The 14,970-nt window shown below is 59.7% G+C and carries 12 protein-coding genes and 1 pseudogene; 5 read left to right on the forward strand and 8 right to left on the reverse strand.

The annotated features are described in order from the left end of the window. The first annotated feature begins 2 nt into the window (after positions 1-2). Complete coding sequence (locus ACRZ95_RS03745; protein ID WP_170676672.1) at positions 3-1,016, forward strand: hypothetical protein; 1,014 nt, start codon at positions 3-5, stop codon at positions 1,014-1,016. A 6-nt stretch (positions 1,017-1,022) separates the two neighbouring features. Here the strand turns inward: ACRZ95_RS03745 and upp are convergent, their stop codons facing one another. The 7 genes from upp to ACRZ95_RS03780 all read right to left on the reverse strand — a co-directional run bounded on the left by upp (position 1,023) and on the right by ACRZ95_RS03780 (position 7,401). Continuing rightward, positions 1,023-1,655 carry a uracil phosphoribosyltransferase gene (upp, locus tag ACRZ95_RS03750; RefSeq protein WP_170374268.1) on the reverse strand — a complete coding sequence of 211 codons (633 nt, stop codon included), beginning with the start codon at positions 1,653-1,655 and terminating at the stop codon, positions 1,023-1,025. Beyond that, entirely contained in the window at positions 1,652-2,638 is a 987-nt protein-coding gene (locus ACRZ95_RS03755; RefSeq protein WP_170676674.1) for an adenosine deaminase, read from the reverse strand. Before ACRZ95_RS03755 ends, upp begins: the two co-directional genes overlap by 4 nt. Further along, positions 2,635-3,846 (reverse strand): phosphopentomutase, encoded by a 1,212-nt coding sequence (locus ACRZ95_RS03760; RefSeq protein WP_170676676.1) that lies wholly within the window; start codon positions 3,844-3,846, stop codon positions 2,635-2,637. Before ACRZ95_RS03760 ends, ACRZ95_RS03755 begins: the two co-directional genes overlap by 4 nt. After that, a complete protein-coding gene (locus ACRZ95_RS03765; protein WP_170676678.1) occupies positions 3,843-5,150 on the reverse strand; it encodes a thymidine phosphorylase in 1,308 nt (435 codons plus the stop codon). The genes ACRZ95_RS03760 and ACRZ95_RS03765 overlap by 4 nt, the downstream gene beginning before the upstream one ends. 4 nt (positions 5,151-5,154) lie before the next feature. After that, entirely contained in the window at positions 5,155-5,547 is a 393-nt protein-coding gene (locus tag ACRZ95_RS03770; protein WP_170465629.1) for a cytidine deaminase, read from the reverse strand. A gap of 83 nt (positions 5,548-5,630) precedes the next feature. After that, positions 5,631-6,734: a cupin domain-containing protein gene (locus ACRZ95_RS03775; protein ID WP_170676680.1), complete on the reverse strand. Its 1,104-nt coding sequence runs from the start codon at positions 6,732-6,734 to the stop codon at positions 5,631-5,633. Next, complete coding sequence (locus tag ACRZ95_RS03780; RefSeq protein WP_170552672.1) at positions 6,697-7,401, reverse strand: hypothetical protein; 705 nt, start codon at positions 7,399-7,401, stop codon at positions 6,697-6,699. The genes ACRZ95_RS03775 and ACRZ95_RS03780 overlap by 38 nt, the downstream gene beginning before the upstream one ends. A gap of 163 nt (positions 7,402-7,564) precedes the next feature. Between ACRZ95_RS03780 and ACRZ95_RS03785 the strand changes: the two genes are divergently transcribed. The 3 genes from ACRZ95_RS03785 to ACRZ95_RS03795 all read left to right on the forward strand — a co-directional run bounded on the left by ACRZ95_RS03785 (position 7,565) and on the right by ACRZ95_RS03795 (position 13,499). Further along, positions 7,565-9,838, forward strand: coding sequence for an NADP-dependent malic enzyme (locus tag ACRZ95_RS03785; protein WP_170641064.1), 2,274 nt, complete (start codon positions 7,565-7,567; stop codon positions 9,836-9,838). A gap of 268 nt (positions 9,839-10,106) precedes the next feature. Next, entirely contained in the window at positions 10,107-11,996 is a 1,890-nt protein-coding gene (gene prpE / locus ACRZ95_RS03790) for a propionate-CoA ligase PrpE (RefSeq protein WP_170676682.1), read from the forward strand. Between the two features lie 63 nt (positions 11,997-12,059). Further along, positions 12,060-13,499 (forward strand): amidase family protein, encoded by a 1,440-nt coding sequence (locus ACRZ95_RS03795; RefSeq protein WP_170676684.1) that lies wholly within the window; start codon positions 12,060-12,062, stop codon positions 13,497-13,499. 265 nt (positions 13,500-13,764) lie between these two features. Here ACRZ95_RS03795 and ACRZ95_RS03800 read toward each other — a convergent pair whose 3' ends face one another. Beyond that, positions 13,765-14,571, reverse strand: coding sequence for an NAD kinase (locus ACRZ95_RS03800; protein ID WP_170676686.1), 807 nt, complete (start codon positions 14,569-14,571; stop codon positions 13,765-13,767). A gap of 122 nt (positions 14,572-14,693) precedes the next feature. Here ACRZ95_RS03800 and glyA point away from each other — a divergent pair. After that, positions 14,694-14,970: pseudogene (glyA, locus tag ACRZ95_RS03805) on the forward strand (serine hydroxymethyltransferase); the annotation flags it as partial.

Below are 14,970 nucleotides of genomic sequence, written 5' to 3' on the forward strand. Positions count from 1 at the left end.
AGATGACGGCCCTGAAACAGTACCAGCGGATCGAAGCCACCGGTCTGTGGCGCCCCTCGCCCGATGATCAGCGGCGCGAGGTTGTGGTCTCGATTGGTGAGGCGACCCTGACGATCTCGGATTTCAATGACCGGGCGCTGACGCACTGGTCTCTGGCCGCGTTGGAGCGGCAGAATCCGGGCAGTTTCCCTGCGATTTTCAACCCTGACGGCGACCCGGACGAAACGCTGGAACTGGCCGAAAGCGAAAAGACGATGCTCGAGGCTATCGACCGGCTGCAGCGCGCCATCGACCGCTCGCGTCCGCATCCCGGTCGGTTGCGATGGTTTAGCGTCGCAGGCGTCGTCGCCGCTGTTCTGGCGGTGTTGCTGCTTTGGTTGCCCGGGGCCCTGCAAAACCATGTGGTCTCGGTCGTGCCCGAGGTCAAACGGCAGGACATCGGTGACGAGATTCTGAAACGAATCGAGCGGGTCTCGGGGCGCGCCTGTGCCTCACGCGATGCGCAGGCCTCTTTGGATCGTCTGGCTAAGCGCACGGGCGTGCGGCAGATCATTATCCTGCCCGCCGGGGTGCAGGACAGCCTCAGCCTGCCGGGCGGGACGGTCTTGTTGAACCGGGCCTTGGTCGAGGATCATGAAGATCCCGCCGTGGCCGCCGGCTATGTCATCGCCGAGCGCGCCCGTATCGAGGCACAAGACCCGTTGGATGATGTTCTGGACAGAACCGGCGCCTCCTCGGCCTTTCGCCTGCTGACGACCGGGGGCCTGACGCCCGAGATCGTCGACAGCTATACCGAGCAAGTCCTGTCGGAACCTCGTCCGTCTCTGACAGATGAAGCACTGCTGTCGGTTTTTGCACAGGCCGCCCTGCCTTCGACCCCATATGCCTATGCGCGGGATGTGACCGGGGAAACGGTTCTGGGCCTGATCGAGGCCGACCCAATGGCCGGACGCACGCTGGAACAGGTTTTGCCGGACCGCGATTGGGTCCAGCTTCAAAACATCTGCAGCGAGTGATCCGGCTTATTTCGTGCCGAACATACGGTCTCCGGCATCGCCGAGACCGGGCATGATATAGCCCTTCGAGTTCAGCTCACGATCCAGCGCAGCAGTAACGATATGCACGTCCGGATGGGCCTCTTTCATGCGGGCAACCCCTTCTGGTGCCGCCAGCAGGCAGAGGAACAGAATCTCGGTCGCGCCCGCTTCTTTCAGCAGATCAATCGCTGCGGCCGAGCTGTTGCCGGTGGCTAGCATCGGATCCACGGCGATAACCAGCCGGTCTTTCAGGCCCTCTGGCGCTTTGAAATAATACTGAACCGGCTTCAGCGTTTCTTCGTCGCGGTAAAGCCCGACAAATCCCACGCGGGCCGAAGGGATCAGTTCCAGCACCCCGTCCAGCATCCCGTTCCCGGCACGCAGGATCGAGACCAGCGCCAGTTTCTTACCGGCGAGAATGGGCGCGTCCATCTCCTCCATCGGAGTTTCGATATGGCGGGTGGTCAGCTTAAGCTCTCGGGTCACCTCATAAGCCAGCAACAGCGTGATTTCCCGCAGCAGCTGACGGAATTCGGCGGTCGAGGTTCCTTTGTCCCGCATGAGCGTCAGTTTGTGCTGCACCAGCGGGTGGTCAACGACGGTCAGGTGTTCGCTCATGTGTTCTCCAGTCTTTTCTTGACCCGCGCGCGGGTGTCTTCATCGCAAAAGGCGGCGTTTAGGGCCGTTTCATTCAGGGCTTCGAAGTCTTCGGCATCCCAATCAAAGGCTGCCTGCAACATCTCATATTCACGCCGCATAGTGGTATGGAAAAATGGCGGGTCATCCGTGGAAACGGTGACTTTCGCCCCGGCGTCGCGCAACCGCGCAATCGGATGCGCAGCGAAATCCGGGTAGAGACCCAGAACCACGTTTGATCCTGGGCAGACCTCAAGCGTGACATCCCGGTCGATCAGTTCATGCACCATATCGGGGTCTTCAATGGCGCGCACGCCGTGGCCGAGACGTTCAACAGACAACTCGCGCACCGCGTCGCGCACGCTCTCAGGGCCGCCGAACTCACCTGCGTGAGAGGTAAGGCGCAAACCGGCCTCGCGGGCGCAATCGAAAGCCCATTTGAAATCGCCCTGAGTGCCGATGGATTCATTGCCCCCCATACCGAAACCGGTGATCCAATCGCCTGCGGTTTCAGCGGCGCACCGGGCGCTGATCTTGGCCTGGTCCGGGCCGAAATGGCGGACACAGGTGACCACGCCGCGCAGAGTGATGTCGAACTTGCGCTCGGCCTCATCGGCGGCATCCTGAATGGCGTTCAGATAGTCGCGCCACGCGTGAAGATCACCACCTCCGCAGAAATCGGGGCTGAGGAAGGTCTCGGAATACACCACCCCATTGGCTGCGCTTTCCTCAAGGATAGCCAAGGTCAGACGGCGGAAATCCTCGGGCGATTTGAGGACCTCGCACGCGGCCTCATAGACACTGAGGAAATGGGCGAAGTCGCGGAAGTCGTAGCTGCCATCGGGCTTGAAGATACCGCTTAGGTCGATGCGTTTTTCATGCGCCAATTGCCGGATGAATGCAGGCGGCGCTGCGCCCTCATGGTGCAGGTGCAATTCGATTTTCGGAAGGTCTGCGACACTCATAGAAAGCTCTTTCCCGGCCCTTGCGCCGGTACACTCAGGTGATGGGCAACGCTGGCGGCGACATCGGCGAAATGGATTTGACCGAGCTGGCCTGACCCTTTCCCGGCCACCAAGACCGGCACCTGTTCACGGGTGTGGTCGGTGCCGTTCCAACTGGGGTCATTGCCGTGATCCGCCGTCAACACCAGCATGTCATCCAGGCGCAATTTTGGTAGGATGGCTCCGATTTCCCGATCAAACCATTCCAGCGCACGGGCATAGCCGCTGATACCGCGACGATGACCGTAGAGGCTGTCGAATTCGACGAAATTGGCAAAACTCAGGCTGCCATCCTCGGCCTCATCCACCAGGTCGGACAGGTGCACCATCAATTCGGCATCGGAGCCTTTGCGCAGCGTGTCGATGCCCTGCATCGAAAAAATGTCTCCGATCTTGCCAACGGCGTGCACGCGGCGGCCTGCGTTCTGAACCCAGTTCGTCAGCACCGGCGCGGGCGGCAAGATGGCAAAGTCTTTGCGGTTCGTTGTGCGGGTGAACCCCTCTTCGGGCGATCCGAGGAACGGGCGCGCGATTACACGGCCCACCTTCATCTCATGCAGACGCGGCGCAAGCGTTCGGCACATCGCAAGCAGGTTATCGAGGCCAAAGCTTTCCTCATGCGCGGCGATCTGGAACACGCTGTCAGCGGACGTGTAGCAGATCGGCCAGCCCGTGCGCATATGCTCGGCCCCCAGCTCGGCAATGATGGCTGTTCCGGATGCGTGGCAATTGCCCAGAATACCTTCGGTTCCTGCAGCTTGCGCGGCTGCTTGGCTCAGATCGGGAGGAAATGCGGGCTGTGTGTCAGGAAAATAGTGCCAGTCCCACGGCACCGGCAGCCCGGCCAGTTCCCAGTGGCCCGAAGGCGTATCCTTGCCCGGCGACAGTTCGCGCGCGCATCCCCACAGGCCAGTCGGTTGAGCCGCCAACCCCGGCGTTGTGTCGCCCGAGGCCAGTCGCGTCGCAGCACCCAGACCCAGCGCATCCAGATGGGGCAGCGCAAGCGGGCCGCTGCGCCCGTCCTCAGCCCGCCCATCGGCGCAGGCTTGCGCGATATGGGCCAGTGTGTTGGCCCCGGTATCAGGTACATCTCCGTTGAAGAACGCGCCTGCATCAGGTGCCCCGCCGATACCGACCGAGTCCATCACGACGAGAAAGGCGCGGCTCATGCCATTATCCTTTCATGCACCAGGTCGGGCACAGCAACCGGAGCATCAGCGATTGTGATCGCCGCCAATACGCTCTGGGCCGCCTGAGTTGCCGCGTCCTCGCGCGCCGCGTGAACAGCGGCCAATGGCGCGCCTTTGGTGACCCGCTCGCCCAGCCGTACCATGTTTGACAAACCCACCGCCGGGTCGATCACATCGCTTTCCACCTGACGCCCACCGCCAAGAGCCACCACGGCCAGCCCCAAAGCTTCACCGTCAATGGCCGTGATGTACCCGTCGCGCGGTGATGGAACCTCGGTGATCACGCTGGCTTCGGGCAGGAACCTTGACCACGTATCAACAAATTGCACTGGGCCTCCAACGGCCACCATCATGCGACCAAACCGTTCTGCAGCGCGGCCATCCCGAATGATCTCGACGATTTTTTCGCGGCCCTGATCTACTGTTTCAGAGATACCCGCATCCGCCAGCAACACCCCGCCCAATTCGGCAGAGATTTCGGCCAGAGGAGACGCTCCCCCTTCGGTCAGAACCTTCATGACCTCGGCTACCTCCAAGGCGTTGCCCAGCGCCGAGGCCAGAGGTTGGTTCATATCGGTAATAACGGCCGAGGTTCGGCAGCCGGCAGCGTTAGCAGTTGCGGTCAGCGCCTGAGCTAGCTCGTGCGCGTCTTCAATGGTTTTCATGAACGCACCGCTGCCGGTTTTAACATCCAGCACCAGCGCATCGGGACTTGCCGCGAGTTTCTTGGACAGGATCGAGGCCGTGATCAGATCGAGGCTCTCCACCGTCGCCGTCACATCCCGCACCGCATAGAGACGCTTGTCCGCAGGCGCGATCTGCCCCGTCGCGCCGACAATAGCGGCCCCTGTGTCGCGCAATACCTGCGCCAGACGCTCTTGCCCGATCTGCGTAGTGACGCCCGGAATCGCCTCAAGCTTGTCCAGCGTCCCTCCTGTATGGCCCAGCCCACGGCCCGAGATCATGGGCACATAGGCCCCAGATTCGGCCAGAGCCGGAGCCAAGATCAGGCTGACGCAATCGCCAACACCGCCCGTGGAGTGTTTGTCGATCACCGGGCCATCCAGATCCCAGCGCAGCACGTCACCACTGTCTCGCATCGCCACGGTCAGGTCGGCACGACCCTGCGCGCCCAGCCCGCCCATGCAGACGGCCATCGCAAAGGCTCCGGCCTGGGCGTCACTGACGCTGCCATCGGCCAGACCTTGGGCAAACCACGTAAGCTCTGGTCCGGTGGGCACTTCACTTCGGCGCAGTTTAACGATGATCGAACGCGCATCCATGCGATCAGCTGTCCTGCATATGCGAGGCGTCAAATGCGCCGGGCAAAAGCTGTCCGATCGTGGTTTCCAACTCGGCGCCGTCGGTTGTCGCCAAGGTGACCTTTACATCCCGCGCGCCGAACTCGGCCAGTTTCTGACGGCAGCCACCACAAGGCGGCACCGGCTGCGGGCTTTGGGCAACGACATAGACCTCGGCCAGCTCGGTTTCACCCGAGGCGACCATGGCGGCAATTGCGCCTGCTTCGGCACAGGTGCCTTCGGGATAGGCCACGTTTTCTACGTTGCATCCAACATAGAGCGTCCCTGATCCCGACAGGATCGCCGCGCCCACTTTGAAGTTCGAATAAGGCGCATGGGCGTTTTCGCGGACCTTCAAGGCGGCATCTTTAAGCGACATGGCGATTCCCCATTTTTGATCAGTTGGTCAGAAATTCAGACCCTATCGGAAAACGTGGGGCGATTAGAAGCCCCACCGCGCATTTATTCCAGAACCGTATTGAACACCCCCGGCAAGGTCACCTCGAGCAGTTCAACATCGTCAGAGGGCTGCGACAAGCGTGTGCGCATCCCCGGTGGTATCACAAAGGCATCCCCTTGCTCCAGTTGATAGGGGTCACGGCCTTCGCCCTCCAGAGTGACCTCTCCGCTCATGACGAAGGTGAAATGGATGTCGGTGTCGTGGCTGGCCCAGACCGGATCACCCTGCCCGCGCCGGACGACCTGAACACCGGCGACCCCTTTGGTGTTCTCGGCAATCGTGGTGTCGCGGCAGGTATAACCCGGCAGTCGGAACGGCACCCAATCCGCATCTTTCGCCTGATTGTAAACAAAGCGTTGCCCTTGCCATTCCCGGTCGGGGCGCAGATGCGGCGTCGGCAGTTCCATCTCGTGATCAATTTCGGTGACATGTTCGGCCGGAACGCCGATCTCGATCACCTGCACATTGTCCGAGGCTTCCAGCACGCGGTGGCGGATTTCGGGAGGCTGGATGAAGCAATCCCCGGCGGTCAGACGCAATTTGTCGCCCTGATCTTCGTAAACGACATCGACCCAGCCATGTATGCAGAAGATCAGCTGAAACCCGACCTTATGGAAATGCACCATATCCGGAACAGGGCCGCCATCGGGGATGCGAATATGACTGGCAATGATCGACCCGCCCAAACGATCCGGCACCAGATCGCGATAGTGCATCCCGGCCCTTCCGATGATCCACGGTGCTTGGTCCTTGAGCCTGCGCACGACAAAGGAATGCACCGTTTCGGGCATCACCAGAGGGGGATCGAGATCTTCGATTTCGATACGCGTTCCATTCGGAGCTACCAGAACCCGATCCCCATTGGCAAAACCCTCAGGGTTCTCGGTCAGAATACGTAAAGTGCCGGGGGTTTCGGGCGCATCCTTCTCGATCCGCAACCTTAGGCCATGGCCGGAAAAAACAGCAGTTCGAGGATCGTCAGCAGGATAGATCATATCCATCTGCATCCCCAAAACCTTGGTGTAGAACGGAATATCGTCGCGCAATTCCTGCGTAGGCAAACGGATTTCAGCGCGGGTGCTCGCCGCGTGCGCTGTCTGGGTCATGCAAGCTCTCGTCAGTCGGTTCTTTCGGCCATCCGATCAGAACCGACGCCAGAATGCCAATCGAAAAATACATCTCGAGCGTTTCTTCCAGAACAAACAGCCGTATCTTCATAACCGAGGACATCGTGGCCTCATACAGGCCCGAGATTTCTTCGAGCCCCTGCGCCACAACTGCGGCCACTCCGGCAAGCACAAAGATCGCAAGGAACGGCGCCTGAACTCTGACCGCCCGCCACGCGTTGGGAATGCCGTGCCAAAGCACACCCCCCAGCACGACGACCGCCAGGGCGACGCGCACGAGCGTCATGTCCAGCAGACCGTCCAAGCCGCTTAGCACCCCGAATGGCACAGAGCCTTCGGCGTAAATATCCGCCTCAAGCTCACGCTCCGCCAGAAGCAGGCACCCCACGCCGATGTAAAGCCGCGCTAGCCCTCGATATTTGACCAAGGCCACTACCCCAGCCGTAAACAAGCCAGCCGCCGAGATCGTCTCGATCAATCCGCCTTCTTGGTTGAATACCTCAGCCTGCAACGGGAACAAGGCAATACACCCGAGGATCAGAGCCGCAACGCCGAGCGCAGCCCAGAACCAGAACCGGTCCACCCCAAAGCGGAAACGGGATGGTGGAAACACCTCGGAAGGTGTCATTTTGAGATCGTTGGGCATTTTGGTGTCTCAGAACAATTCGCAGGAGTTTGCGGTTTGTAAAAATTTTGCGACAATTAATCAAGGAAACGGTCGGGTTCTGCCAAGCGTCAGACGCGGCATAGCCAAGTCGAAAAAAATAGTTTAAGGCTAAATCAAATTTTGCAGGGGAGCTTTACCGCCGATGTCTGACACACCCAGCTTGCGGCAGGCCGCGCTTGACTATCACGCTCATCCCAAGCCCGGAAAGCTTGAAATCAAGGCCACGAAGCCGATGGCAAACGGCCGGGATCTGGCCCGCGCCTATTCGCCGGGCGTGGCCGAGGCCAGTCTTGAGATCAAGGCCGACCCCTCGAACGCGGAACACTATACCGCACGCGGCAACCTTGTGGCCGTCGTGTCGAACGGAACGGCTGTTCTAGGTCTAGGCAATATCGGTGCCCTCGCCTCGAAACCGGTGATGGAAGGCAAAGCCGTCCTTTTCAAGAAATTCGCCGGGATCGACTGCTTCGACATCGAGGTCGACCAGCCCGACCCCGAAAAACTAGCCGATGTCGTCTGCGCTCTGGAACCGACCTTCGGCGCAATCAACCTTGAAGACATCAAAGCCCCCGATTGCTTCATCGTCGAAAAGCTGTGTCGCGAGCGCATGAACATCCCCGTTTTTCACGACGATCAGCACGGAACCGCAATTGTTGTCGGGGCCGCGGCCCGCAATGCATTGCACGTCGCCGGCAAGAAGTTCGAGGAAATAAAAATCGTTTCGACCGGCGGTGGAGCGGCCGGGATCGCCTGCCTCAACATGCTGGTCAAACTTGGCGTCAAGCGCGAGAATATCTGGCTGTGCGATATTCACGGGCTGGTCTATGAGGGTCGCGCCGAGGATATGAATCCGCACAAAGATCAGTTCGCCCAGAAATCCGACCTACGCACCTTGGACGACGTGATTGGTGGGGCCGATCTGTTTCTGGGCCTAAGCGGCCCAAATGTTCTGACGCCCGAGATGGTCGAGAAAATGGCTGACCGCCCGATCATCTTCGCTCTGGCCAACCCGACGCCCGAAATCCTGCCCGAAGCCGCGCGTGAAGTCGCGCCTGATGCGATCATCGCGACCGGACGCAGCGATTTTCCCAATCAAGTCAATAACGTGCTATGTTTTCCATTCATCTTCCGCGGCGCATTGGATGTCGGCGCAACCGAGATCAATGACGAGATGCAGATTGCCTGCGTCGAAGGCATTGCCGAATTGGCCCGCGCCACCACAAGCGCCGAGGCCGCCGCTGCCTACAAGGGTGAGCAACTGACGTTTGGCCCGGACTACCTGATCCCTAAACCCTTCGATCCACGCCTTGTGGGGATCGTATCTTCGGCGGTCGCCAAGGCCGCAATGGAGAGCGGCGTTGCCAAACGTCCGATCGACGACCTTGAGGCCTACAAGGAAAAGCTGAACCAGACCGTCTTCAAATCTGCCCTTCTTATGCGCCCCGTGTTCGAGGCCGCCGCAGCCTCAAGCCGCCGGATCGTCTTCGCCGAGGGCGAGGATGAACGTGTATTGCGCGCTGCACAGGCCATCCTTGAGGAAACGACCGAAACTCCGATCCTGATTGGCCGCCCCGAAGTGATCGAGGCCCGCTGTGAGCGTCTCGGCCTGGTCGTCCGTCCCGGCAAGGATCTGCAGATTGTGAACCCGGAAAACGATCCGCGCTACTACGACTACTGGAACTCATACCACCAGATCATGCAGCGCCGCGGCGTCACACCCGATCTGGCCAAAGCGATAATGCGCACAAATTCCACAGCGATAGGCGCTATCATGGTTCATCGCGGCGAAGCCGACAGCATGATCTGCGGCACGTTCGGCGAATACCGCTGGCATTTGAATTATGTCGAGCAGGTTCTGGGCACGCCTGACCTGCGCCCACATGGGGCTTTGTCACTGATGATTCTCGAGGACGGCCCTCTATTCATCGCCGACACTCATGTACGGCAATTGCCGAATCCGGCGGAACTTGCCGAGATCACGCTGGGCGCAGCCCGCCACGTGCGGCGTTTCGGGCTTGAGCCCAAGATTGCCTTCTGCTCGCAGTCGCAGTTCGGCAACCAGGCCGAAGGCTCGGGCAAGCGACTGCGTGAGGCAATTGCCATTCTGGACAGCGAACCGCGCGACTTCACCTATGAAGGCGAGATGAACCTGGACACGGCCCTCAACCCAGAACTGCGTGAACGCATTTTCCCCGCCTCACGCCTTGAAGGTGCCGCGAATGTCCTGATCTTCGCGCATGCGGATGCCGCAAGCGGCGTGCGCAATGTTTTAAAGATGAAAGCCGACGGAATCGAAGTTGGTCCGATCCTGATGGGTATGGGCAATAAGGCACATATCGTGACCCCTTCGATCACCTCAAGGGGGCTGCTGAACATGGCAGCGATCGCGGGCACGCCCGTAACCCACTACGGCTAGGGCGGCTAGTTCAACACCAGACATCCTGTGGGTGTCTGGCTGTCCGACTCAACCAATATCCTTTGCACTCATAGATTTGCAGGTTTGCAAAACCTTACTCTCGACCTGCTAAATTCCATAAAATCTTGAGGTTTGCAAAAATTTGCAGGCTGTTTTTAGCCATCCTGCAAATATTTTGCGATAAACTGACGCGCCGTCACTCGCGCCGCTTGCCCACTGCCCTATCGCTGCCTAACAACAATTGCAGTGATTTTGGGAGGAGGGCCTGATGGCATATCAAGACGTTTACGATGGCTGGAAAAACGACCCCGAGGCGTTCTGGATGGATGCCGCCAAAGGCATTGATTGGGTCTCGGCCCCCAGCAAAGCCTTGTTCGCCGACAATGCCCCTCTGTATGAATGGTTCAGCGATGCGCAGGTCAATACCTGCTGGAACGCCGTCGACCGCCACGTGGAAAATGGGCGTGGCGAACAGACCGCCATCATCTATGACAGTCCAATCACCCATACCAAGCGCGAAATCTCGTATGTCGAGATGCGGAACCGAGTGGCAACGCTGGCTGGTGCGCTGCGCGCCAAAGGCGTTGAAAAAGGCGACCGTGTCATCATCTACATGCCGATGATCCCCGAAGCGCTCGAAGCGATGCTGGCCTGTGCCCGTCTGGGCGCGGTGCATTCGGTGGTGTTCGGCGGCTTTGCCAGCAACGAACTGGCTGTGCGGATCGACGATGCCAAACCCAAGGCCATCATCGCCGCCTCATGCGGGTTAGAGCCGGGTCGCGTGGTTCACTATAAACCTCTGCTGGACGGCGCCATCGACCTAGCCAGCCACAAGCCCGAGTTCTGCGTCATCTTCCAGCGCGAACAGGAAGTGGCACAACTGATCGAAGGACGCGACTTCAACTGGCATGGCTTCCAATACGGCGTCGAACCTGCCGAATGCGTGCCGGTCGCGGGCAATGATCCAGCCTATATCCTTTACACCTCCGGGACCACAGGCGCGCCCAAGGGCGTTGTGCGCCCGACCGCCGGGCACCTGGTTGCGCTGAACTGGTCGATGAAGAACATCTACAATGTCGATCCGGGCGATGTGTTCTGGGCCGCCTCGGATGTGGGTTGGGTCGTTGGGCACTCCTACATCTGCTACGCCCCGCTGATCCACGGCAACACCACCATCGTGTTCGAGGGCAAACCCGTCGGCACCCCCGACGCAGGCACCTTTTGGCGGGTGATCTCCGAACATAACGTGCGCAGTTTCTTCACCGCCCCCACCGCGATCCGCGCGGTCAAGCGAGAAGACCCTAAGGGCGAGTTAATTGGCAAGTACGATCTGTCCGGCCTGCGCGCGATGTATCTTGCAGGCGAACGCGCTGACCCCGATACCATCACCTGGGCACAGGATGCGCTGAACGTTCCGATCGTCGACCACTGGTGGCAGACCGAGACCGGCTGGGCCATTGCAGGCAACCCGCTGGGGATCGAGGAACTGCCCATCAAACTGGGATCTCCGGCCAAGCCGATGCCAGGCTATGACGTTCAGATCCTAGACGAGGGTGGCCATCCGCTGAAACCGGGCGAGCTGGGCGCGATTGCGGTCAAGCTGCCGCTGCCTCCGGGCACTTTGCCAACGCTGTGGAACGCCGAAGAGCGGTTCAAAAGCTCGTACCTGAACCACTTCCCCGGCTACTATGAAACCGGCGATGCGGGCATGATCGACGAGGATGGTTACCTCTATATCATGGCGCGCACCGATGACGTGATCAACGTGGCGGGCCACCGCCTGTCGACCGGCGGGATGGAAGAGGTCCTGGCCGCCCACCCCGACGTCGCCGAGTGCGCAGTGATCGGTGTGTCGGACCAGTTGAAAGGCCAGATGCCGGTGGGCTTCCTGTGCCTGAATACCGGTGCCGACCGCGACCATGCCGAGGTTTCGAACGAAGTTGTCAAGATGGTCCGAGACAAAATCGGCCCTGTGGCTGCCTTTAAACTGGCCGTGGTGGTGGACCGCCTGCCCAAGACCCGCTCGGGCAAGATCCTGCGGGGCACCATGGTTTCGATTGCCGATGGCAAAGAGTACAAGATGCCCGCGACCATCGACGATCCCGCCATCTTGGACGAGATCAAGGACGCGTTGCAGACGATTGGCTACGCTCAGTAACCCGAGCCCCCTCTTGCAACCTGAAACAGGCCCCTTACTGTCTTGCTAAGACAGTGAGGGCCCATGACTCAAAGCAAAATCTGGCAACTCAGCGCCACTGAGCTGACCACCCTGACCCGCAACGGCGATGTAAGCGCTGAAGACGCTGTTGCCTCCTCCATCTCTCGCATGAATGCCGTCAATCCCGATCTGAATGCTGTGGTCGAGGATCTGAGCCAGCAGGCCTTGAAACGCGCGCGCGCCTTGGATCACGCACGGGCAGCTGGGGCACCGACCGGGCCGCTGCACGGGGTGCCGGTAACCATCAAAATCAATGTCGACCAGAAAGGCCACGCCACGACAAACGGGGTCGTAGCGCTGAAAGATGTCATCGCCCCTGATGACGCGCCGGTTGTGTCAAACCTTCAAAATGCCGGAGCCATCGTGATCGGTCGGACCAACACGCCCGAGTTTTCCTTCCGCGCCGACACCGACAATCCGCTTTATGGGCGCACGCATAACCCTTGGGGGCGTCATATCTCGGCCGGAGGGTCATCGGGCGGTGCCGGGGCGGCCGTCATGGCCGGGATCGGCGCGTTGGCGCATGGAAATGACATTGGCGGAAGCCTCAGGTTTCCGGCTGCCGCCAACGGAGCGGTGGCAGTCAAACCCGGCCTTGGTCGCGTTCCCGCCTGGAACCCCAGCCAAACGGCCGAGCGAGGAATACTCGCCCAATCCATGTCCGTTCAGGGCCTGATCACCCGATCCGCAGCCGACCTGTCCCTGTCGATGCCCAGCCTGATCGCCCCGGACCCGCGCGACCCGTTTCATGTTCCTCTGCCATGGCGGGGTGAGGCTCTGGACGCTCCGATCAAAGTGGCCTTTACCAAGAACACATTCGGATATGCCCTGCATACAGAGGTCGAAAAGGCGCTGGACACCGCGCGCGACGCGCTGGTCGATGCGGGCTATCTGGTTGACGAGATCGACCCCCCTGATGTCTTCGAATGCGGTCGCATCGGATACCGAACATTGATGGGTGAGGTTCTGACCCTTCTGAAATCCGATATCCAAGCGGCCGGCTCCCAAACCATCCAAGATATCTTCGAGGTCTATTTTCAGGAATTTCCGCCCATCATTGAGACCGAGCTGCTGCAAATGCTCGCCAAACGCAGCCATTATGCCCGTGAATGGTCCCTCTTCCTTGAAGACTACCCTCTGGTCCTGTCTCCCTTCTTGCCTCAACCCTTTTTCAAGCCGGACCGCGACACTGAAGGGGCCGAAGGCGTGCATGAGGTTCTGGGCTGCGCGGTCTATTCCTATGCGATGAACTTCCTTGGCCTGCCCGCCGCCTGCGTTCCGGCAAGACTGGCAGAATTGCCCAACGGCCTGCAGCCCATCAATGTTCAGATCGCAGCGCGTCGTTGGCGTGAAGATCTGGCGGTCGAGGCGGCGGCGGCGATCGAGGCGCGGGTCGGGCAGATGTGCAAGCCTCTTTGGGAGCGAATGACCCGCTCCGACTGACCCCCCCCCAAAAAAAAGAATCGACCCCGGGTTTTTGTGCCCGGGGTCCGCTTGCTTAAATATGCCTGGATTTCAGATAACGAGCGTGGCACCACCCACCCTCGCCAGCGCAAAAAATGCGCAAGTATGTCGAAAACGCTGTTTGGTGGCCACTCACTCCCACCTAAGCGTGTTCTCCAGGCAAGATCACATTACCTATCGCACGCTCACCCGCATGTGAACTTGTTCACACAAGGAAAAATTATTTTTCAAAACTGACGAAATTCTAAGTGAATTGTTCAGAAATCAGGCGCTCTTCAAGGCCATGTCCGGGGTCGAAAAGAATGCGATGGGTGATCTCGGATTCCGAGCAGATTTCGACCCAATCAATGTCAGGAAAGGAAATAGAATCGGCATCGGCCATTACCGGGCGTTTGTCGGCATCCAGCACGTCTATGCGAACTGTTGCGGTTTTGGGCAGCAAGGCCCCGCGCCACCGACGGGGTCGAAATGCAGCAATCGCGGTCAGGGCCAACACATCCGCCCCGATCGGCAAAATCGGACCATGGGCTGAGTAGTTATACGCGGTCGATCCCGCAGGCGTAGACAGAAGCGCGCCGTCACAGACAAGCTCTCCCATCCTTTCGCGGCCATCGACGCTGATCTTCAGACGCGCCGCTTGTGGACCTGCGCGCAACAGTGACACTTCGTTGATCGCCAGCGCTTCATGCAGTTTCCCGGATTGATCCATGGCGCGCATGGCCAGAGGGTTGATGACCTCCACCTCGGCATCATCGAGACGTTCCAAGAGATCGGTGTCAGAATAGGTGTTCATCAAGAACCCGATGGTCCCGCGGTTCATCCCGTATACCGGCGCATCGAGGTGCTGCATGTTCTTGAGCGTGCGCAGCATGAACCCATCGCCACCCAGCGCCACCACCACATCCGCATCGCGCGGCGCGGCATTTCCGTATTTGGCGACCAGGACCTCGCGGGCTGATTGCGCGACTTCAGCCTCGCTTGCGAGAAAAGCGATTCTCTTTTTCATTTTTTCCGGTTTCCGGTGCTGCACATTTGGTTCCGAAACAAACATACCTTTCCCCAATAGGCCAGAGTTGACGCCCACGCGGCGCAATTCGTCGCTTTAAAGCTGTTGCCTCGGCAGGGTTTCCGATAGGAAATCCGCAAGCAATACCCCAGACATGTGGAGCTATCATGAACGCCAATCTCCGTGACACAGGTTTTTTCACCCAGTCTTTGTCGGACCGTGATCCTGAGCTATTTGGCTCGATCACGTCCGAGCTGGGCCGTCAGCGCGACGAGATCGAGCTGATCGCGTCGGAAAACATCGTCTCTGCCGCCGTGATTGAGGCGCAGGGCTCGGTGATGACCAATAAATACGCCGAAGGCTATCCCGGCCGTCGCTACTATGGCGGCTGCCAGTTCGTCGATATCGCCGAAAACCTGGCCATCGACCGCGCGAAAGAGCTGT

It is taken from the genome of Ruegeria sp. AI3, assembly GCF_056541245.1.

Bases quoted from the DNA above. Each gene is read 5' to 3' on its own strand.
- ACRZ95_RS03745 (WP_170676672.1), top strand. From the start codon at position 3: ATGACGGCCCTGAAACAGTACCAGCGGATCGAAGCCACCGGTCTGTGG.
- upp (WP_170374268.1), bottom strand. From the start codon at position 1,655: ATGAGCGAACACCTGACCGTCGTTGACCACCCGCTGGTGCAGCACAAA.
- ACRZ95_RS03755 (WP_170676674.1), bottom strand. From the start codon at position 2,638: ATGAGTGTCGCAGACCTTCCGAAAATCGAATTGCACCTGCACCATGAG.
- ACRZ95_RS03760 (WP_170676676.1), bottom strand. From the start codon at position 3,846: ATGAGCCGCGCCTTTCTCGTCGTGATGGACTCGGTCGGTATCGGCGGG.
- ACRZ95_RS03765 (WP_170676678.1), bottom strand. From the start codon at position 5,150: ATGGATGCGCGTTCGATCATCGTTAAACTGCGCCGAAGTGAAGTGCCC.
- ACRZ95_RS03770 (WP_170465629.1), bottom strand. From the start codon at position 5,547: ATGTCGCTTAAAGATGCCGCCTTGAAGGTCCGCGAAAACGCCCATGCG.
- ACRZ95_RS03775 (WP_170676680.1), bottom strand. From the start codon at position 6,734: ATGACCCAGACAGCGCACGCGGCGAGCACCCGCGCTGAAATCCGTTTG.
- ACRZ95_RS03780 (WP_170552672.1), bottom strand. From the start codon at position 7,401: ATGCCCAACGATCTCAAAATGACACCTTCCGAGGTGTTTCCACCATCC.
- ACRZ95_RS03785 (WP_170641064.1), top strand. From the start codon at position 7,565: ATGTCTGACACACCCAGCTTGCGGCAGGCCGCGCTTGACTATCACGCT.
- prpE (WP_170676682.1), top strand. From the start codon at position 10,107: ATGGCATATCAAGACGTTTACGATGGCTGGAAAAACGACCCCGAGGCG.
- ACRZ95_RS03795 (WP_170676684.1), top strand. From the start codon at position 12,060: ATGACTCAAAGCAAAATCTGGCAACTCAGCGCCACTGAGCTGACCACC.
- ACRZ95_RS03800 (WP_170676686.1), bottom strand. From the start codon at position 14,571: ATGTTTGTTTCGGAACCAAATGTGCAGCACCGGAAACCGGAAAAAATG.